This window comes from Mycolicibacterium duvalii (assembly GCF_010726645.1).
Lineage (GTDB): Bacteria > Actinomycetota > Actinomycetes > Mycobacteriales > Mycobacteriaceae > Mycobacterium > Mycobacterium duvalii.
Genome location: NZ_AP022563.1, coordinates 5,370,303 through 5,389,014, shown reverse-complemented (window position 1 = coordinate 5,389,014; position 18,712 = coordinate 5,370,303). Strand labels below are relative to the sequence as shown.

The 18,712-nt window shown below is 69.5% G+C and carries 17 protein-coding genes; 11 read left to right on the top strand and 6 right to left on the bottom strand.

Annotated elements, in window-relative coordinates:
• Positions 1–21 precede the first annotated feature (21 nt).
• On the top strand, positions 22–1,563 hold the full coding sequence (locus tag G6N31_RS25585; RefSeq protein ID WP_098001670.1) for a phytoene desaturase family protein: 1,542 nt from the start codon (positions 22–24) through the stop codon (positions 1,561–1,563).
• Here the strand turns inward: G6N31_RS25585 and G6N31_RS25580 are convergent.
• The 5 genes from G6N31_RS25580 to pdxH all read right to left on the bottom strand — a co-directional run bounded on the left by G6N31_RS25580 (position 1,560) and on the right by pdxH (position 6,334).
• Positions 1,560–1,994, bottom strand: a complete 435-nt coding sequence (locus tag G6N31_RS25580; RefSeq protein ID WP_098001672.1) for a MarR family winged helix-turn-helix transcriptional regulator — start codon at positions 1,992–1,994, stop codon at positions 1,560–1,562. The genes G6N31_RS25585 and G6N31_RS25580 overlap by 4 nt on opposite strands.
• On the bottom strand, positions 1,984–3,420 hold the full coding sequence (locus tag G6N31_RS25575) for an MFS transporter (protein WP_098001673.1): 1,437 nt from the start codon (positions 3,418–3,420) through the stop codon (positions 1,984–1,986). The genes G6N31_RS25580 and G6N31_RS25575 overlap by 11 nt, the downstream gene beginning before the upstream one ends.
• Before the next feature lie 109 nt (positions 3,421–3,529).
• Positions 3,530–4,834 carry a citrate synthase gene (locus G6N31_RS25570; protein WP_098001675.1) on the bottom strand — a complete coding sequence of 435 codons (1,305 nt, stop codon included), beginning with the start codon at positions 4,832–4,834 and terminating at the stop codon, positions 3,530–3,532.
• Between the two features lie 104 nt (positions 4,835–4,938).
• Positions 4,939–5,589, bottom strand: coding sequence for a TetR family transcriptional regulator (locus tag G6N31_RS25565; protein ID WP_098001677.1), 651 nt, complete (start codon positions 5,587–5,589; stop codon positions 4,939–4,941).
• 115 nt (positions 5,590–5,704) lie between these two features.
• Entirely contained in the window at positions 5,705–6,334 is a 630-nt protein-coding gene (pdxH, locus tag G6N31_RS25560; RefSeq protein WP_098001679.1) for a pyridoxamine 5'-phosphate oxidase, read from the bottom strand.
• A 98-nt stretch (positions 6,335–6,432) separates the two neighbouring features.
• Between pdxH and G6N31_RS25555 the strand changes: the two genes are divergently transcribed.
• From G6N31_RS25555 to G6N31_RS25545, 3 genes are all read left to right on the top strand, one after another.
• Positions 6,433–7,551, top strand: a complete 1,119-nt coding sequence (locus G6N31_RS25555) for a citrate synthase 2 (RefSeq protein WP_098001681.1) — start codon at positions 6,433–6,435, stop codon at positions 7,549–7,551.
• On the top strand, positions 7,548–8,162 hold the full coding sequence (locus tag G6N31_RS25550; RefSeq protein ID WP_098001683.1) for a maleylpyruvate isomerase family mycothiol-dependent enzyme: 615 nt from the start codon (positions 7,548–7,550) through the stop codon (positions 8,160–8,162). Before G6N31_RS25555 ends, G6N31_RS25550 begins: the two co-directional genes overlap by 4 nt.
• 73 nt (positions 8,163–8,235) lie before the next feature.
• Positions 8,236–8,688 carry a VOC family protein gene (locus tag G6N31_RS25545; RefSeq protein WP_098001835.1) on the top strand — a complete coding sequence of 151 codons (453 nt, stop codon included), beginning with the start codon at positions 8,236–8,238 and terminating at the stop codon, positions 8,686–8,688.
• On the opposite strand, the gene G6N31_RS25540 is transcribed toward G6N31_RS25545, so the two are convergent.
• On the bottom strand, positions 8,685–11,357 hold the full coding sequence (locus G6N31_RS25540; protein WP_098001685.1) for a family 1 glycosylhydrolase: 2,673 nt from the start codon (positions 11,355–11,357) through the stop codon (positions 8,685–8,687). The two genes, G6N31_RS25545 and G6N31_RS25540, sit on opposite strands and share 4 nt — an antisense overlap.
• A gap of 140 nt (positions 11,358–11,497) precedes the next feature.
• Between G6N31_RS25540 and G6N31_RS25535 the strand changes: the two genes are divergently transcribed.
• The 7 genes from G6N31_RS25535 to G6N31_RS25505 all read left to right on the top strand — a co-directional run bounded on the left by G6N31_RS25535 (position 11,498) and on the right by G6N31_RS25505 (position 18,707).
• Entirely contained in the window at positions 11,498–12,274 is a 777-nt protein-coding gene (locus G6N31_RS25535; RefSeq protein ID WP_098001687.1) for a bestrophin-like domain, read from the top strand.
• Between the two features lie 70 nt (positions 12,275–12,344).
• The gene (hypF, locus tag G6N31_RS25530; RefSeq protein WP_197747151.1) at positions 12,345–14,669 is read left to right on the top strand and encodes a carbamoyltransferase HypF; all 2,325 of its coding nucleotides are present in this window, start codon (positions 12,345–12,347) and stop codon (positions 14,667–14,669) included.
• Between the two features lie 35 nt (positions 14,670–14,704).
• Positions 14,705–14,935: a HypC/HybG/HupF family hydrogenase formation chaperone gene (locus tag G6N31_RS25525; protein WP_234815164.1), complete on the top strand. Its 231-nt coding sequence runs from the start codon at positions 14,705–14,707 to the stop codon at positions 14,933–14,935.
• Positions 14,932–16,038, top strand: coding sequence for a hydrogenase formation protein HypD (hypD, locus tag G6N31_RS25520; RefSeq protein WP_098001691.1), 1,107 nt, complete (start codon positions 14,932–14,934; stop codon positions 16,036–16,038). Before G6N31_RS25525 ends, hypD begins: the two co-directional genes overlap by 4 nt.
• Positions 16,035–17,087: a hydrogenase expression/formation protein HypE gene (gene hypE / locus G6N31_RS25515; protein WP_098001693.1), complete on the top strand. Its 1,053-nt coding sequence runs from the start codon at positions 16,035–16,037 to the stop codon at positions 17,085–17,087. The genes hypD and hypE overlap by 4 nt, the downstream gene beginning before the upstream one ends.
• 8 nt (positions 17,088–17,095) lie before the next feature.
• Positions 17,096–18,226 (top strand): 4Fe-4S dicluster domain-containing protein, encoded by a 1,131-nt coding sequence (locus G6N31_RS25510; protein WP_098001695.1) that lies wholly within the window; start codon positions 17,096–17,098, stop codon positions 18,224–18,226.
• Entirely contained in the window at positions 18,210–18,707 is a 498-nt protein-coding gene (locus G6N31_RS25505; RefSeq protein WP_098001697.1) for a Crp/Fnr family transcriptional regulator, read from the top strand. The genes G6N31_RS25510 and G6N31_RS25505 overlap by 17 nt, the downstream gene beginning before the upstream one ends.
• The last annotated feature ends 5 nt before the right edge of the window (positions 18,708–18,712 follow it).

The following is an 18,712-nucleotide window of genomic DNA, read 5'->3' as shown; positions in this document are numbered from 1 at the left end:
CGACGCGGCGCGCTGACGGAGATGTCGCAGCACCATCTCGACGTGATCATCGTCGGCGGCGGGCACAACGGCCTGGTCGCGGCCGGGTATCTGGCCCGGGCCGGCCGCCGGGTCCGGGTGCTCGAGCGTCTCGACCACGTCGGGGGCGCAGCGGTGTCGGCGCACGCCTTCGACGGCGTCGACGCCCGGTTGTCGCGCTACTCGTATCTGGTCAGCCTGCTGCCCCGCCGCATCGTCGACGATCTCGGGGCCCGGATCCACCTGGTGCGCCGCCGCTATTCGTCGTACACACCCGACCCGGAAACCGGCGGGCGGACCGGGCTGCTGATCGGTCCGGAGTCGACGTTCGCCGCGGTCGGCGCCGCCGATGACGCGGCACCGTTCGCCGACTTCTACCGGCGCTGCGGCACGGTCACCCGGCGCCTATGGCCGACGCTGCTGGAGCCGCTGGCCACCCGCAGTCAGATGCGCGCAGCGGTTGCCGACGACGCCGGATGGCAGATGATGGTCGATGAGCCGATCGGGCATGCGATCACCCGCGCGGTGCGCAGCGACCTCGTGCGCGGCGTGATGGCCACCGATGCGCTGATCGGGACGTTCGCGCGGATGGGTGACCCGACACTGGTGCAGAACATCTGCATGCTGTACCACCTGATGGGCGGCGGCACGGGTGACTGGGATGTGCCGGTCGGCGGGATGGGCGCGGTCAGCGCCGCGCTGGCGGCGGCCGCAGCCGGGTTCGGCGCCGAGATCGTCACCGACGCTGATGTTTACGCGGTCACGCCGGACGGTGAGGTGCGCTACCGACACGGTGACGAGGACCGCCGCGTCACCGCGGAGCGCGTCCTGGCCAATGTGACCCCCGCGGTGCTGGCCCGGCTGCTGGGCGACACCGAGCCCGACCTGACCCCCGGCGCACAGGTCAAGGTCAACCTGCTGCTGCGGCGTCTGCCCCGTCTGCGCGACGAATCGGTCACCGCAGAGCAGGCTTTCGGCGGGACCTTTCACATCAACGAGACGTTCGGCCAGCTCGACTCCGCGTACACGCAGGCCGCCGCCGGCCACATCCCCGATCCGCTCCCCTGCGAGATCTACTGTCACTCCCTGGCCGACCCCACGATCCTGTCCACCGCGCTGCGCGAGTCGGGTGCTGCGACCCTGACCGTGTTCGGGCTGCACACCCCACACAGCCTGATGCGATCACAGCCGCCCGAACGGCTGCGCGACGCCCTCACCTCCGCAGCGCTGGCCTCGTTGAATTCAGTACTGGCCGAACCTGTTCAGGATGTGCTCGCCCAGGACGCCAACGGCCGGCCCTGCCTCGAGGTGAAAACCACCGCCGACCTGCAGGAGACCCTGGGAATGACCCACGGCCACATCTTCCACGGCGCGCTGCAGTGGCCATTCGCCGAGGACGACGAGCCACTGCACAGCCCGGCGCAGCGGTGGGGAGTGGCCACGCCCTACGAGCGGATCCTGTTGTGCGGCTCGGGTTCCCGACGCGGCGGCGCGGTCTCGGGAATCGGCGGCCATAACGCCGCGATGGCTGTGTTGCAGACCTAGCCGCGATCCTGTTCGGCACCGGACATCTTGTCCAGGATCCGGCGCAGTTCAGTCAGGTCATCGGCGTCGAGCACCGACAGCACCGCGGGGGCGGGATCATGCACCGCGTCGATCTCACGCACCGCGCTGCGGCCGGCCTCGGTCAGCGACACCCTTTTGCACCGCCGATTCGCCGGATCCACCTGGCGCACCACCAGGCCCCGGGCTTCCAAATCGTTGACCGCCACCGTGGTGGCCGGGGCGTCGATCGTCGCCGCAGCGGCCAGCTCCTTGACCGTCATCGGCGCCCGACTCAACCGCTTGAGGATCCGAACTCTACTGAACGGCAACCCCAATCGGTCCACGACAGCTCGTTTCCAGCTGTCCTGATTCTCAATCACCAACGCGGCCAGATCCCGCCAGATCTGGTCGACCGGGCCGCTATCGGACATCGGCGGGCTCCTGTTGGGTGGCACCGCCCGACACCAGCGGCGCCAGCCGCTGCGCGGAGCGCAGAGCGCGGCGCGATGTGGAGAAGAGCCCGAGAACGAAGATCAGCACACCCAATCCCGCACACATGAACCACAGCGGACGCGACGCGGCCGCGAAATCTGTTCCACCGGTGGCCATCGCGGTGCCGGCGACCGACCCGCAGACCGCCACTCCGATGCTCACACCGACCTGGCGGCTGGTCGAGGTCACCGCGGAGGCCGCACCGGCGCGATCCAGGGGCATGCCGCTCACGGCGGCATTGGTGATCGGCGCGTTGACCATCGCGAAGCCGATTCCGAAGACGGCGAACACGATGGTCAGCGACCACACCGGTGTCGTGGCGGTCAGCGAAACCAGCATCGACGCCGCCGCGGCGATCAGCGCCCCCGAGGCCACCAGCGACGGACGCGCTCCGAAGCGGGCGACCAGACGTCCGGACAGCGGCGAGAACAGCAACGCCCCCAACGCGATCGGGAGATAGATGAGCCCGGTGTGCATCGCCGAGAAGCCACGTTCGTCCTGCAGGTACAGCGACATCATGAACAGGAACGCACCCCACGCCGCGAATGCGCTGATCGCGGTGACGGTCGCCGCCGTGAACGGGATGCTGCGGAAGAACCGGAGATCGAGGAACGGGTCGGTGCGCCGGGCTTCGTAGATCAGAAATGCGATCAGGGCGACTGTCGCCGCGGCCGCGATCCCGAGCACGCGGGCGTCGCTCCATCCGAGCACCGGGCCCTCGATGAGGGTGTAGACCGCACCGAACAGGAACAGCACGGCCAGGCCCTGCCCGACCGGGTCGACCGAGCGCAGGGTCGCCGACTTGCTCTCGGGCACGAACACCGCCGTCAGCACCAGCGCCGCCGCACAGATCGGCAGGTTGATCCAGAACACCGACCGCCAGCCGACCGTTTCGATGAGCAGGCCGCCGACGATCGGACCGAGTGCCATCGAGATTCCGACGACCCCGCCCCAGACGCCCAGCGCGCGGGCCCGTTCGGCACGGCCGGTGAAGATCTGCGAGATGATCGACAGTGCCACGGGATTGAGCATCGAACCGCCGATTCCCTGCAGCAGCCGGGCCGCGATCAGGGCTTCGATGGTCGGAGCGAGGCTGCACGCCAGGGAACCCAACGCGAAGACGGTCAATCCGGTCTGGAACACCCGCCGGCGACCCAACCGGTCGCCGGCGGCACCCGAGAGCATCAGCAGCGAGGCCAACACGAGGGTGTAGATGTCGACGACCCATTGTATCTGCGCCGTCGTCGCGGTCAGGTCGGCACGGATGGCCGGGATCGCGATGTTGACGATCGTCGCGTCCATCGACACGATGAGCAGGCTCAGGCAGCAGGACGCCAGAATGACGGCTTTGCGCCGGGGTGTCATCGCGCCGACAGGTTCAGTCACCTAACGATTGTGAAACTACAACTGTTACGCGGGCAAGGCCGCCGTGCTGTGACGTTTCGCGCACCTGGCACGCGCAGCCGACACCGGTCTAACGGGAATCGACTTCGGTGTAGTCGCGCTCGGTGTAGCCGGTGTAGATCTGGCGGGGGCGGCCGATCTTGCCCGGCTCACCGTGCATCTCGCGCCAGTGCGCGATCCAGCCGGGCAGCCGGCCCAATGCGAACAGCACAGTGAACATCCGCGTCGGGAAGCCCATCGCGCGGTAGATCACGCCGGTGTAGTAGTCGACGTTCGGGTAGAGCTTGCGCTCGATGAAGAAGTCGTCGGTCAGCGCGATCTCCTCGAGCTCCTTGGCGATGTCGAGGAGCTCGTCCTGCACGCCGATCTTGCCGAGGATCTTGTCGGCCTGCTCTTTGACGATGCGCGCCCGCGGATCGTAGTTCTTGTACACGCGGTGGCCGAAGCCCATCAGCTTGACGTTGTCCTCGCGGTTCTTGACCTTCTTGACGAACGTCGCGACGTCGTCGTCGCCCTGGCGGATCTTCTCCAGCATCTCCAGCACGGCCTGGTTGGCGCCGCCGTGCAGCGGGCCCCACAGCGCATTGATGCCGCCCGAGATCGAGGTGAACAGGTTGGCCTGTGAACTGCCGACCAGCCGAACCGTCGAGGTCGAGCAGTTCTGCTCGTGGTCGGCGTGCAGGATGAACAGCATGTCGAGCGCGCGCACGATCTCGGGGTCGACCTCGTAGGGCTCGGCCGGGAAGCCGAACGTCATGCGCAGGAAGTTCTCCACCAGCGTGAGCGAGTTGTCGGGGTACAGGAACGGCTGCCCCTCGGACTTCTTGTACGCATACGCCGCGATCGTCGGCAGCTTGGCCAGCAGCCGGATCGTCGACAGTTCGACCTGCTGCGGGTCGAACGGGTCCAGCGAGTCCTGGTAGTAGGCGCTCAGCGCGTTGACCGCACTGGACAGCACCGGCATCGGATGCGCGTTGCGCGGGAAGCCGTCGAAGAACCGCTTGAGATCCTCGTGCAGCAGCGTGTGCCGCTGGATCTTGGTGGTGAAGTCCTCGAGTTGCTCGGCGGTCGGCAGCTCGCCGTAGATCAGCAGGTAACTGACCTCGATGAACGTCGACTTCTCGGCCAGCTGCTCGATCGGGTAACCGCGGTACCGCAGGATTCCGGCGTCCCCGTCGATATAGGTGATCGCGCTCTTGGTGGACGCGGTGTTGACGAAGCCGCCGTCGAAGGTGGTGTAACCGCTCTTTGCCAGCAAGGAGCCCAGCGCGATGCCGTCGGCGCCTTCGGTTGCTTTGACGATGTCGAGGTCGAGCTCTCCACCGGGATACTTCAGGGTGGCGTGCTCCTGCCCGGCGTCGGCGTTATCGGCCACTGCGGTCCCTTCAGTTGTCGCTAGGTCAACAGAAATCTCGGAGTCTGACTACAGAAGGTAGTCCCATTCCCGCGGGCCCGCCCGCGGGGGTGTCCGTCCGACGGTCAGACGGGTTGCCCGATTCCCGCCATTTCACTCGCGAATTCCGCATACGTGGCCTCGAACGCGGCGACGAGGTCGTCCACGGTGATGCTCACCAGGCTCTTTGCGTCGTCGACCGCACTCTCCAGCGCGGTCATGAGCACCGCACACCAGACCGATGAGATCAATCTGACCCGCCGATCCCCTGGAGCGACGCCCATCCGTCGGGCGAGCACCACGTCCACGACGTCGGCCCGGTACTCGACCACCGCCTGGCGCAACGTCGTCGAGGTCATCACAATCCGCAGGATCTGCAAGAGCCGCTCGGCACCGAGCCCGTCGGCCCCCGCCCGTGTGGTGACGTGTGCCATCCCGACCCACGCGCGCCGCGAGGCTTCGTACGGACCCAGGTCTAGTGGCTGGCGCGCCAGTTCCGCCGCGGCCATGTCGAGAATCTCGTCGATCAGCGCCAGCGCGATCGCTTCCTTGGTGGCGAAGTACCTGCTGAAGGTGCGCGACGAGACGTCGGCCACGGCGGCGATCTGGTCCACGGTGGTGGCGTCGAAACCCTGGCTGTCGCACAGCCCCACCGCGGCGTTGATCAGGGTGGCGCGGGTCTTGCGCTTCTTGCGTTCCCGCAAACCCAGAGCGCGTTCCCCCCGCATGTCGACCACATGGGGATGCTATCCGGCCCACGTGAGAAACAGATGAGAAACCGTCATGGTCCGACCCTTGGCAGGGAGCCCGGTCGTCGCGTACCCGCGCCGCGTCAGCAACGCCGGACGCCAGTCACGGCTGCAGCCGCTCGACCACCGTCCCGGTAACCCGAATGCGGTTGTGCACGCGATTTTCCCGACCCTGCCAGAACTCGACGACCTCGGGTGCGATCAGGTAGCCGCCCCAATGCGGTGGGACGGGAATCTCGGCGACGTCGGCGAACCGCTCGGTGACCTCGGCCAACTGTTGCAGCAGCGCCGCGCGGGACGAGATCGGCGCGCTTTGCACCGAGGCCCACGCTCCGAGCTGCGAACCCCGGGGACGCTTGGACCAGTAATCCGCCGTCGCCGCGACCGACACCCTGGTCACGGGTCCACGGATGTGTACCTGGCGGCCCAGGCCGAACCACGGGAACGTCGCCGACGCATAGGGCACGCTCGCCAGCTGCCGGCCCTTGTCGGAGTCGTAGTTGGTGTAGAACGACACCCCTGATTCGTCGACGCTCTTGCACAGCACGCTGCGCGTGACCGGGCGCCCGTCGCCGTCCACGGTGCCCAGGACCATCGCGTTGGGCTCGGCCAGGCCGGCGGCGTGCGCGTCGCTGATCCAGCTGGTGAGCAGCGCCACCCAACCGTCGGCGAGCCAATCGGAGTCGAGGTCGGTGCTGCCGTCCTTCTCCACCGATCCGTACTCCACCCGCATCCGAGCCAGGCGATCAGAGTCAGCCACGAAACAGACGCTACGCCGAGGGTTGGGCAGTCCGTGGTCCAGCGGTGCTCCTGCGGTGTAAGAATCTGCCCATGACTGCGGTGCCGAAGGATTTCGCCCCCGGACTGTCCGGGGTGGTGGCGTTCGAGACCGAGATCGCCGAGCCCGACAAGGACGGCGGTGCGCTGCGCTACCGCGGGGTCGACATCGAGGATTTGGTCGCCCACCGGGTCACCTTCGGCGACGTCTGGGCTCTGCTCGTCGACGGCCGCTTCGGCGACGGGCTGCCGCCCGCCGAACCGTTCCCGCTGCCGATCCACAGCGGCGACGTCCGCGTCGACGTGCAGGCCGGCCTGGCGATGCTCGCGCCGATCTGGGGTTACCGGCCGCTCCTCGACATCGACGACACGACTGCCCGTAACCAGCTGGCCCGGGCGTCGGTGATGGCGCTGTCCTATGTCGCGCAGTCGGCCCGGGGCATCTACCAGCCCGCGGTGCCTCAGCGCACCGTCGACGGATGCGACACCGTCACTGCGCGCTTCATGACCCGATGGAAGGGCGAGCCCGACCCCCGTCACGTCGAGGCCATCGACGCCTACTGGGTCAGCGCTGCCGAACACGGCATGAACGCCTCCACCTTCACCGCGCGGGTCATCGCGTCCACCGGCGCCGACGTGGCCGCCGCGCTGTCGGGGGCGATCGGCGCGATGAGCGGTCCGCTGCACGGCGGCGCGCCGGCCCGGGTGATCCCGATGATCGAGGAGGCCGAACGCACCGGTGACGCCCGCGGCGTGGTCAAGGGGATCCTCGACCGCGACGAGAAACTGATGGGCTTCGGACACCGGGTGTACCGCGCCGAGGACCCCCGCGCGCGGGTGCTGCGGGCGACGGCCGAGCGACTCCATGCGCCGCGCTACGAGGTGGCGGCCGCACTCGAACAGGCCGCGCTGGCCGAACTGCGCGAACGCCGCCCGGACCGGGCGATCGAGACCAATGTCGAGTTCTGGGCGGCGGTCATCCTCGACTTCGCGGAGGTGCCGCCCAGCATGATGCCGGCGATGTTCACCTGCGGACGTACCGCCGGGTGGTGCGCCCACATCCTCGAGCAGAAGCGGTTGGGCAAGCTGGTCCGGCCGTCGGCGGTCTATGTCGGCCCGCAGCCCCGCAGCCCCGAGTCGGTCGACGGCTGGGATCTGCTGCACCGGCCGTGACCGACGAGCGCGCGGTGTTCGCCGGCGCCGCAGACTATTTCGTGGCGTTGGTCCGCCAGATCCCGCACGGGCGCTGGGATGACCCCGGTCTGGGCGAGTGGACGGTCCGCGACCTGGTCGGCCACACCTCGCGATCTTTCGTCACGGTCAGCACATACCTGAGGGCGCCGGCCCAGCACGAGGACGTGACCGACGCGGCCGACTACTACGTCAAGATCGCCGACTACGCCGCCGGTATGGGAGCGACCGCCATCGTCGAACGCGGCCGCCAGGCTGGTCGCGACCTCGGTGCCGACCCGGCCGCGGCCGTCGCCGAACTCGCGTCTCGGGCACTGGCCGATGTGGCTGCCGCGGACGACCCACTGCTGGAGGTGATCGGTGGCTACGGCATCCGGTTGAGCAGCTACCTGCCGACCCGCACCTTCGAGTTGGCGGTACACGGGATCGATATCGCCCGGGCCCTCGGGATCGACCACCCGCCTCCGCCCGAGGTGCTCTCCGACGCAGCCGCGCTGGCCGCGCGGATCGGGGCGGCCCTGGGGCACGGGCCGGCGGTTCTGCTCGCGTTGACCGGCCGCGCCGCGTTGCCCGGCGGATTCTCGGTGGTCTGATCTGGTGGCGGCGATGAGTTTCTGATCGGGTGGGAGTCGGTACCGGATGTCAGCCCACCACTGAGGAGAGATGATGGCGATCGACAACACCCCCATGCTGGTACCGCACCTCGTGGTCGACGATGCGGCAGCGGCACTGGACTTCTACACCAGAGCGTTCGGCGCCGAGGAGATGGTGCGGATGCCCGGCCCGGACGGCAAGCTGATCCACGCCAGCATGCGGATCAACGGCGCGATGGTGTTCCTCAACGACGATTTCCCCGAGTTCAACGACGGCAAGGCCAGCACCCCGACGGCGCTGGGTGGCGCGTCGGTGACCATCCACCTGCACGGGCCCGATGTCGACGGACGGTTCCAGCGGGCGCTCGATGCCGGCGCCACGGTCGTCAACGCGCTCGAGGACCAGTTCTGGGGCGATCGCTACGGCGTGGTGCGCGACCCGTTCGGCCATCAGTGGTCGCTGGCCGAGACCGTCCGCGAGGTCGACATGAACGAGGTGCTGGCCCAGATGTCGGACGGCGGCTAGCTCGGCAGGTAGTGCTGCAGCAGTTGGACGGGCAGGCCGTTGGCGGTGGTGATGGCGCGCAGCGCCGCGATGCTCGCCGGCTTCGGAATGCGTTCCAGCTCCGGGGTGCCCGGATCGGACCCGTAGAGCCCGAACTGCAGCCCGTAGCCCTCCGACCACTCCAGATTGTCCACGAACGACCAGTGCGTGTAGCCGCGGATGTCGGCGCCGTGGGCGACCAGATCCTGTACGACCGCGATGTGGTTGACGAGGTAGGGCGGCCGCTTGACGTCTTCGTCGTCGGCGATGCCGTTCTCGGTGACCCACAACGGCTTTCCGTAGGACGCGGCAACCTCCAGCACCTCCCGGAAACCGCCCGGGTCGATCGGCTGGTTGAAGTCGCTGCACGTCGACTCGTCGGGTGAGCACCGGATCGGGAACCCGCGCAGGAACGGGAAACCCGGCAGCGGCGAGAAGCCGAAGCCCACCATCGGTTGCGATCCGTAGTACTGCACGCCGAGGAAGTCGACCTTGCCGACCATGTCGGGGTGAACCTCGTCGACGGTCTTGACGCCGTCGAAGTTCGCGTCGACCCAGCCGTCGACGACCGCGTTGGGGAACCAGCGGTTGTAGTAGCGATTCCATGCGTCGGCGGCCCCTACGTCCAGTGGGTTGACCGGGTTGGCGGGTCGCGCCGGGATCATGTTGTGGGTGAATCCGACGAACGCGGCAGGACCGTCGCCGGCGGCGGTGACATCCCAGGTGTGGATGGCGTCGTAGGCCGCGACGTGGCCGACGGCCTGGTTGACCAAGAAGGTGGAAGCCAGATCCGGTCGGATGACTCCCGGGGGCCAATTCGGCACCACCCAGGGAATCGCCAGGAACTCGGTCAGCACGGGCGGAAACGGTTCGTTCAGCGTCGCCCAGTTGTCCACCTGGTCGCCGTATTTCCACGCCACATAGGCGGCGTACTTCTCGAATTCCGCGGCGGTGGATGACGACAGCCAGCCCGCCGCGGGCGCCGGCAGACCCAGCTGGATCAGCGGCCGGGCGACGATCGGGTCGTGCACCCACACCGGCAGGGTGAAGTGGTTGACGGTGACGAACGGGTCCAGTCCGTGCCGGCGCAGTGCTGCGAAGACCGCCTGGTAATGGGCGACCTCGTCCTGGTCGGCCAGCGCGTCGAGCGCTTCCAGGTCCGCCAACGTCAGCACCCCGTCCTCGTCGGTGATGTCCACCGATGCAGTGGAATCCGGGAAGATCCGGCTCCATTCGATACTCATCCGGAAGGTGTTCATGCCCAGCTCGTCGCGGGCGAGCGCCGCGTCGTTCTGATAGGAGACGTAGGCGCCCGGCCCGTCCTCGGGAACGCCCCGGACCAGACCGAGCAGCCGGTTGAGGGGGTCGTGCACCCACCGGTACCAGTCCGAACGCGGGTCCACCGGCGAGCCCGGCCCGCCCTCGGCCTGGAAGCCCGAATGCGCCACGCCCCAGCGGAACCCCTCGGGCAGGGACAGGTCGATGTCGTCGACCCGTTCGACATCGACGGTGACGGTGACGGTCCGGCCGTGGCCGCCGCCCGGGTTGAGCAGGTTGCCGATGACCGGGATGAAGGTCAGCAGTCCGAGCAGACCGTGGACATGCAGTCCGTCGTGTTCGTCGCTGACGGCGACGGTGAACGTGTCGGTGCCGCCGACCGCGGCCAGCGCATTCATCGGGCGGTAGACGAAGTTGCCGCCGGCGTCGACGCTGACGGTGCCGCCGTTGTGCGGACGCCCGATCACCGTGTAGGTCAACGCGTCACCGTCGGGGTCGGTCATCCCGAGATTGCCGGTGATCCGCACACCTCCGTCGTCGGTCCGACTCTGGGTGTGCGGCAAGGGGTTCTGGGTTTGCTCGGGAGAGGAATTGAAGAACTCCCGGCGCAGCCAGGCCAGCAGCGCCCACCCTGACGGATCCGCGGGCGGGCGGGGCGCGCCGGCGGCGAACGGGCTCAGCAGCGCGTCGACGAAGCTGGTGGCCAGGTCGACCACATAGGTGACAGCCGACCGCAGGTCATACGCGGTCGGCCAGGGCCGCCACGACGGCACCGTGGGGTTTATGGTCGGCTCATCGAATGTGGTGGTGGTGACGGCGGCGCGGCGGCGCTGCGGGACACTCGCGACCACCGCCTCGGCGACCTCGGCGTCGACCGGCTGCGCGGAACCGGCGGGCTCGGCTCCGGCCGGGTCGACCCGGGTGACCGACCTCGCGTCGGGGTCTACGTCGGGGACTGCCTCGCCATCCCGGGTGGCGCCGAGGGCGCGCCGTTCCCGTCTTTCGGTCGGCGCTGTGCCCGCGTCCCGGCCGGCACGTTCGGTGTCGACGCCGGGGTCGGTGTCGACGTCGTCGGTGGGCCGGTCGCCGGTCCGCCCGCCGCGCCGGCCGAAATCGCGACGGTCGCCGTCGCGGTCGCCGTCGGCCGGTTCGGCCGTGTCATCCGGGTCGTCGACCGACCTGCCCGGCGTCCGGGGTGGCGGCGCGTCATCTCGTGATCGGCTTGTGCCGGAGGAGGATCCGGACGCCGAGGTCGCCGCTGTGGCTGTGTCACCGTCCGCCCATGCGACGCCGGTTCCGGCGAGGACCGCCGCCCCGACTCCCAGCACCATCGCCAGCGCCCCGACGCGGCCCCCGGCCTGCGCAGATCCCATGGTCTTTGCATACCTTCGGCGCGCCCCGCAGGGCGGCGATTCGGTGAAAGTCCCTCGGTGTGTTGTGCGGGTGGCGGGCGTGGCCGCGGCCATAATTGCGGGACTGCGCCGCGGACGCGGGCACCGAGGCGAGGTGATCTGTGCTCTGGCTACTCCAGTTTCCGCCCTTCGTCCTCGGCTTCCTGTGGGTCAGTGTCGTCGTCGGTGTCTCGGTCGGCGGGCTCGTGGTGTTCCGCAGGGCGGTGTCGCACACCCGCCTGGAGAACGCCAACGAGATGTCGGCGCCGGTGTTTCAACTCGCCGGCGTGCTCTACGCGGTGTTGGTGGCCTTCGTGGTGGTCGTGGTGTGGGAACAGTTCAGCGACGCCGAGGACGCCAGCGGTATGGAAGCGGCAGCGATCTCCGACCTGCTGCGCGACTCGGAGGCGCTGCCCCCGGAATCGCGGGTGATCGTCCAGCGCAGTCTGACCGATTACGCTCAAGACGTCATCGATGACGAGTTCCCGCGGATGCGCCGCGGCGAGGCCATCGAGGAGCAGTCCACACAGCTGGTCGCGGTGTGGGAGGCCTACCTGTCCGTCGAACCCGAGACCCGAAACGAGATCGCCTTTTTCGACCACGCGATCGTGCGCCTCAACGATCTGAGCGCCGACCGCAAGCTGCGGGTGTCCACCAGCGAGGCCGCGGTTCCCGGCGAGCTGTGGGTGTTGCTCGTCGGGGGTGGTGGCGTGGTGATGGCGTTCACCTTCCTGTTCGGGACGCGCGACGTCGTGGTGCATGCCTTGGCGGTGGGCCTGACCGCGGCCTTGCTGGCCTTCGTGCTCTATCTGATCTTCGCGCTCGAGCATCCGTTCGTCGGGGCACTCTCCGTTGACCCCGACGCGTTCGTCAGGGTGCTGCAGGACTGGCAGCGCTGAGGTCGCCGCGGTCACTTCGTGGGACCTAAGCCCCTAGAGACTCGGGAGGTCCTCGGCCACGCTGAAGCAGGTGACCCCGCTGTCTGTGTTGGTCGACCACTGCCAGGTCGACGTCACCGTGGGCGGCGTGGTCCAGGGGGTCGGCTATCGCCCGTTCGTCTACCGGCTGGCCACTGAACTCGGACTGAGCGGCGATGTGCGCAACGTCGGTGGCTCGGTGGCCATCCGCGTGACCGGCCGGCGCGACGCGGTCGGTGAGTTTCTCACCGGGCTGCGGGACAGAGCGCCGGCCGCAGCCATCGTCGACCGTGTGCACGCCGATGTCGCCGCCGCCGGATCTGCGGCCACACAGGGTTTCGCGATCCTGGCGAGCGTCGCCGAGCCCACAACGTCGCCGCGGGTCCCCGCTGATCTGGCCACCTGTGCGTCCTGTCTGGCTGAATTGTTCGACCCGGCCGACCGGCGCTATCGCTATCCGTTCGTCAACTGCACCCAGTGCGGCCCGCGGGCCACCGTCATCGACGCACTGCCCTATGACCGCGACCGCACGGCGATGCGGGGCTTCCCGATGTGCGCTCGGTGTGCTCGGGAGTATCACGACCCCGGGGACCGGCGCTTCCACGCCGAGCCGACCTGCTGCCCCGGGTGCGGCCCACAGCTGAGCTGGCAGGGCGACGGCTGCGTCCGCGCGACCGCCGAATCGGCGTTGCAGGCCGCATGCACCCGCATTGCCGCGGGCGGCATCGTCGCGGTGAAAGGCATCGGCGGCTACCACCTGGTGTGCGACGCGACGAACGCCGACACGGTGACGCGACTTCGGCAGGTGAAGGCGCGCCCGACCAAGCCGCTGGCGGTGATGGTGGCCGACGTCGCCGCCGCGCGCACCGTCGGCGTCGTCGACGCTCTTGCCGACACACTGCTCACCTCACCGGCGGCGCCGATCGTACTGGTGCCCCGCCGCGCGGATGCCCCCGTGTCGGCGGACATCGCCCCGGGGTGCGCCGAGATCGGCCTGTTCGTTCCGTCCAACCCGTTGCAGCATCTCCTGCTGGCCCAGCTGCGTCGCCCGCTGGTGGTCACGAGCGGAAACCTCAGCGGCGCAACGACTGTCACCGACGACGAAACGGCGCAGACGGTACTCGCACCGCTGATCGACGGGCTGCTCACCCACGATCGACCGATCCGGTCGGGTTACGACGACTCGGTGCTGCGCGTCCAGCGAGGAAGGGTCACGACGATCCGGCGCGCCCGCGGCTACGCCCCGGACGCGCTGCCGCTGCCGGTCGCTGCCGCGGAACCGGTGCTGGCGGTGGGCGCACAACTCAAACACACGTGCACCTTGGCGACCGACGCGGCAGCGGTGCTGGGCCCGCATCTCGGCGACCTGGAGAATGCCGACGTCTTCTCGGCCTTCGAGAACACGGTGTCCGCGTTGAGCCGCCAACATGACACCCGTCCCGGCGTCGTGGCTCACGATTGTCACCCGGGCTACCTGTCCACCCAGTACGCCAAGCAGAGATGGCCGGCCGCCCACCGAATCCCGGTGCAACACCACCACGCCCACGTCGTGGCCACCGCCGCCGAGCACGGCGTCACGGACGCCTTCGTCGGTATCGCGCTGGACGGGCTGGGGTTCGGCGACGACGGCACCTTCTGGGGCGGGGAGATTCTGCTGGCCGACTACACCGGTTATCGCCGCTTCGGACGCTTCGGCACCGCCCCCATGCCCGGCGGGTCCGCCGCGGTGCGCCGACCGGTGCGGATGGCGCTGGGCTACCTGTACGGCGCCGAGTCGTTCGGCTACGGCGCCGTCCCCGCGGACCTGACCGAGCCACTGGTGAGCCGGATGCCCAGCCGAGAGGTCGCCGTGGTCCGCGCGATGGTCGAGACCGACCTGAACTGCCCGCGCGCGTCGAGCGCAGGACGCCTCTTCGACGCCGTCTCCGCGCTACTGGGGGTGTGCGACGACAACACCTACGAGGGCGAAGCCGCGGTCCGGCTGGAAACGGCTGCGGCGGGACATCCCGGGCGCACCGCCCTGCCGTGGCGGCTGCACCGCCGCGACGGGCTGCTGGTGTACGACCCGACACCGACCCTGGTCGCGGCACTCGAACTCGTCGGCGACGCGCCGGTCGGCGAGGTCGCGGCACGATTCCTGAACACGGTCGCCGACGTCGTGGTGGGCATGGCTGTCGAAGCCGCCCGGTGTCTGGGCAGGGACGTGGCCTGCCTGGGCGGCGGGGTGTTCCAGAATGCCAGGCTGACCACCCTGGTGCTCGACGGTCTGGATAGCGCGGGCATCAAAGGTTTTGTCGGACAGCATGTCCCGGTCAACGACGGCGGGATCAGCTACGGCCAGGCCGTCGTCGCGGCTGCGCGCTGGAAGCGGGGCTAGTCATGTGTCTAGGGATTCCCGGCCGGATCATCGCCATGACGGACGCCGCCGCCGCGATGGCCACAGTGGACTTCGACGGGGTGCGCCGAGAGGTGTGTCTGGCGTTCGTGCCCGACGCCGCGGTCGACGACTACGTCATCGTCCACGTCGGATTCGCCATCAGCCGCCTCGACGAAGACGAGGCCGCCCGAACCCTCGCGGTGATCCGCGCGATCCCCGACGCGCTGGCCGCCGAACTCGGTCCCGACCCGGTGGAGCCGCTGTGAAGTATCTGGACGAGTACCGCGATCCCGCGCTCGCGCGCCGCCTGCTCGACGAAGTGCACGCCGCCGCGACCCGGCCGTGGGCGATCATGGAGGTCTGCGGCGGCCAGACCCACACCCTGGTTCGCCAGGGCATCGACGAGGTGCTGCCCGCCGGCCTGCGGATGATCCACGGCCCCGGCTGCCCGGTGTGCGTCACCCCGCTCGAGACGATCGACCAGGCCGTCGCGATCGCGGGCCGGCCCGGTGTCATCTTCACCAGTTACGGTGACATGCTGCGCGTTCCGGGTTCCCGCGGCGACCTTCTCGGAGTCAAGGCCCGCGGCGGGGACGTGCGTGTGGTGTATTCGCCGCGCGACGCGGTGGCCATCGCCCGCGCCCACCCCGAGCGCGAGGTGGTGTTCTTCGCGGTCGGCTTCGAGACCACCGCCCCCGCCAACGCGATGGCGGTGCTGGCCGCCCACGAGGCCGGCGCGGCCAACTTCAGCGTGCTGGCCAGCCACGTCCGCGTGCCGCCGGCGATCACGGCGATTCTGGATGCGCCGGACAACCAGGTGCAGGGCGTCCTGGCCGCCGGCCACGTGTGCGCGGTGATGGGCTTGGCCGAGTACGAACCCCTCGTGGCGAAATACCGGGTACCGATGGTGGTCACCGGCTTCGAGCCGCTCGACCTGCTCGAAGGCATCCTGATGGTGGTCCGCCAGCTGGAAGAGGGCCGCGCCGAGTTGGAGAACCAATACGTCCGCGCGGTGCGACGAGGCGGCAACAAGGCGGCCCAACAGGCGATCAGCACGGTGTTCGAGATCGACAGCCATCACTGGCGGGGCGTGGGCACCATTCCCGACAGCGGTCTACGGCTGGCGCCGCGCTTCGCGCGGTTCGATGCCGCGAGGCGCTTCGCCGTCCCGGCCGGCGCGCCGACGGAGAACACCGCGTGCCGCGCCGGCGAGATCCTGCGCGGGACCGCGCTGCCCACCGACTGCGCCGCCTACGCCACCGACTGCACCCCCCGCACTCCTCTCGGCGCGCCCATGGTGTCCGCCGAGGGCACCTGCGCAGCGTTCTACGCGGCCGGCCGACCGGCCCATCGGGTGAGCATCTCGTGACCGCGCCCAACCCGGCGTACGCCGCCTGCCCTGTCCCGCAGCCGGACCGCGGCCGGGTCCGGCTCGGCCACGGCTCCGGCGGTCAGCTGATGACCGAGATGATCGACGAGGTGATCGTCGCCGAACTCGGCGGTGCCGGTGTCCTCGAAGACGCCGCCATCGTCGATGTCGACGGCACCGACATCGTGGTCAGCACAGACAGTTTCGTCGTCACCCCGCGGTTCTTTCCCGGCGGCGACATCGGCTCGCTGGCCGTGCACGGGACCATCAACGACGTCGCCATGCGCGGGGCCCGGCCCGTCGCACTGACCCTGGCCTACGTCATCGAGGAAGGGCTGGAGTTGGCGGAACTTCGCGCCATCACCGCCTCGGTGGCCGTGGCGGCGGCCGAGTGCGGGGTGCCGGTCGTCACCGGCGACACCAAGGTGGTCGACAACGGCGCCGCCGACGGCATCTACCTGACCACCACCGGAGTCGGCCACCGACTGCCCTCAGCTGCCATCTCAGCGGGGCGGGCACGCCCCGGTGACGTGGTCATCGTGTCGGGTCCGATCGGTGCGCACGGAGTCGCCGTGCTGTGTGCCCGCGGCGATCTCGGCTTCGACACCGACCTGCGCTCCGACAGCAGACCGCTGCACGACTTGGTCACCGCGATGGTCGCCGCCGGCGGTGAGGGCGTGCACGCGCTGCGCGACCCCACCCGCGGTGGGCTGGCCAGCGCGCTGAACGAGATCGCGCAGGCCTCGAGGGTCGGCATCGATCTCATCGAGTCCGACATCCCGGTGCCCACGGAGGTGCGGTCGGCCTGCGATCTGCTCGGACTGGACCCGCTGCACGTGGCCAGCGAAGGATGCCTGGTCGCGATGATCACACCGCAGGCCGCGGCCCCGGTGCTGGCCGCCATGCGCGGCGTCTCCGCCGGTGCGCACGCCCGCGTCATCGGCCGCGTCGTCGACGGCCCTCGAGGCCGAGTCACCGCGACCACCCTGATGGGCGCACGCCGCATCGTCGACACACTCGTCGGCGAACAACTACCGAGAATCTGTTAGGGCCCGCGATGAATCCTGGCGACAGCGTGATCATCGACCGCACCGGCCTCGACCTACTGGTCGATGCCCTGCGCGACAACGGGTATCGCGTCATCGGGCCGCAGGTGCGCGACCAGGCCATCGTCCTCGACGAGCTGAGCTCCGGTGCCCAGCTGCCCGCGGGCTGGGGCGTCCGCACCCAGCCGGGCAGCTACCGACTGCACCGCCGCGACGACGACGCCGTCTTCGCGCACTCCGCCGGGCCCGGCTCCTGGAAGACGTTCCTGCACCCGCCGCACCGCCGGATCGCCCGGCTCGGAGCCGACCTGCAGCAGCCCTGCCCCACCGACGACGATGCCCCGACGCCGACCGCGTTCCTCGGGGTGCGGGGCTGCGACCTCGCGGCGATCGCCACCCTCAACCGCGTCCTGGGCGGCGGCAGCCACCCCGACCCGGACTTCACCGGACGGCTCGCGACGGTATTCGTCGTCGCGGTCAACTGCACCGAACCGGGCGGGGTGTGCTTCTGCACCTCGATGGGGACCGGACCCGGTGTCGCCGCCGGGTACGATCTCGCGCTCACCGAGAGCATCGACGAGGATGGGCATCGTTTCGTCGTCGACGTCGGCAGCGACGCCGGCGCCCTGGTGCTCAGCCGGGTACCGCACCGACCTGCCGCACCGGCCCAGATCGAGGCGGCCCGCGGGGCGGTATCCGCGGCCGCGGACCGGATGGGCCGCGTCATGCCCGACGTCGACCTGCCCGCCCTGCTGCGCGACTCCCGCGAGTCGCCGCAGTGGGACGAGGTCGCCAGCCGCTGCCTGACGTGCGCCAACTGCACCATGGTCTGCCCGACCTGTTTCTGCACCAGCACCGAAGACGTGACCGACCTGACCGGTGACCACGCCGAACGCTGGCAGCGCTGGGCGTCGTGCTTCGAGCTCGACTTCTCCTATCTGCACGGTGGCAGCGTGCGCACCTCGGGGGCGCATCGCTACCGGCACTGGATCAGCCACAAACTCGGCACGTGGCACGACCAGTTCGGTTCCTCCGGCTGTGTGGGATGCGGACGCTGCATCGCCTGGTGTCCCGCCGGAATCGACATCACCGAAGAGGTGGCCCGGCTGGCGGAGGGAGCGACCGATGACGACCAGCAGTGAGCTTGCGAAATTCCCGATCATGGCGTCGCTGGCCCCGGCCGCACTCGACGCGCTCGCCCGCTCCGGCCGGGGGGTGAGCTACCCGAGTGGGCAGCGGCTGTTCTCCGAAGGGCAGCCCGCCCAACGCTGCTGGCTGATCCGCAGCGGTCAGATCGCGCTCGACACCCGCGTTCCCGGACGGGGCACGGTCACCATGCAGACCCTGGGGCCCGGAGATCTGCTGGGCTGGTCGTGGCTGGTGCCGCCGTACCGGTGGCAGTTCGGCGCCCGCACCACCGAACCTGTCGACGCCGTCGAGTTCGACGCGACGAGCTTGATGCGGCTCGCCGACGCCGACCCGCAGGTCGGCTACGCCGTGACCCGGATGCTGCTCGGTGTCGTGCTCGACCGATTGCACGCCACCCGCGCGCGCCTGCTCGATCTGTACAGCACGTCCGCCGAGTACCACAGCTCCCACTCCCCCGCTGCAGGTCACCGGTGACCGTC

What these genes read in the sequence shown, in the direction of transcription:
- G6N31_RS25585 (WP_098001670.1), top strand. Translation starts at nt 22, where the DNA reads ATGTCGCAGCACCATCTCGACGTGATCATCGTCGGCGGCGGGCACAAC.
- G6N31_RS25580 (WP_098001672.1), bottom strand. Translation starts at nt 1,994, where the DNA reads ATGTCCGATAGCGGCCCGGTCGACCAGATCTGGCGGGATCTGGCCGCG.
- G6N31_RS25575 (WP_098001673.1), bottom strand. Translation starts at nt 3,420, where the DNA reads ATGACACCCCGGCGCAAAGCCGTCATTCTGGCGTCCTGCTGCCTGAGC.
- pdxH (WP_098001679.1), bottom strand. Translation starts at nt 6,334, where the DNA reads ATGCGGGTGGAGTACGGATCGGTGGAGAAGGACGGCAGCACCGACCTC.
- G6N31_RS25555 (WP_098001681.1), top strand. Translation starts at nt 6,433, where the DNA reads ATGACTGCGGTGCCGAAGGATTTCGCCCCCGGACTGTCCGGGGTGGTG.
- G6N31_RS25545 (WP_098001835.1), top strand. Translation starts at nt 8,236, where the DNA reads ATGGCGATCGACAACACCCCCATGCTGGTACCGCACCTCGTGGTCGAC.
- G6N31_RS25540 (WP_098001685.1), bottom strand. Translation starts at nt 11,357, where the DNA reads ATGGGATCTGCGCAGGCCGGGGGCCGCGTCGGGGCGCTGGCGATGGTG.
- G6N31_RS25525 (WP_234815164.1), top strand. Translation starts at nt 14,705, where the DNA reads ATGACGGACGCCGCCGCCGCGATGGCCACAGTGGACTTCGACGGGGTG.
- G6N31_RS25510 (WP_098001695.1), top strand. Translation starts at nt 17,096, where the DNA reads ATGAATCCTGGCGACAGCGTGATCATCGACCGCACCGGCCTCGACCTA.
- G6N31_RS25505 (WP_098001697.1), top strand. Translation starts at nt 18,210, where the DNA reads ATGACGACCAGCAGTGAGCTTGCGAAATTCCCGATCATGGCGTCGCTG.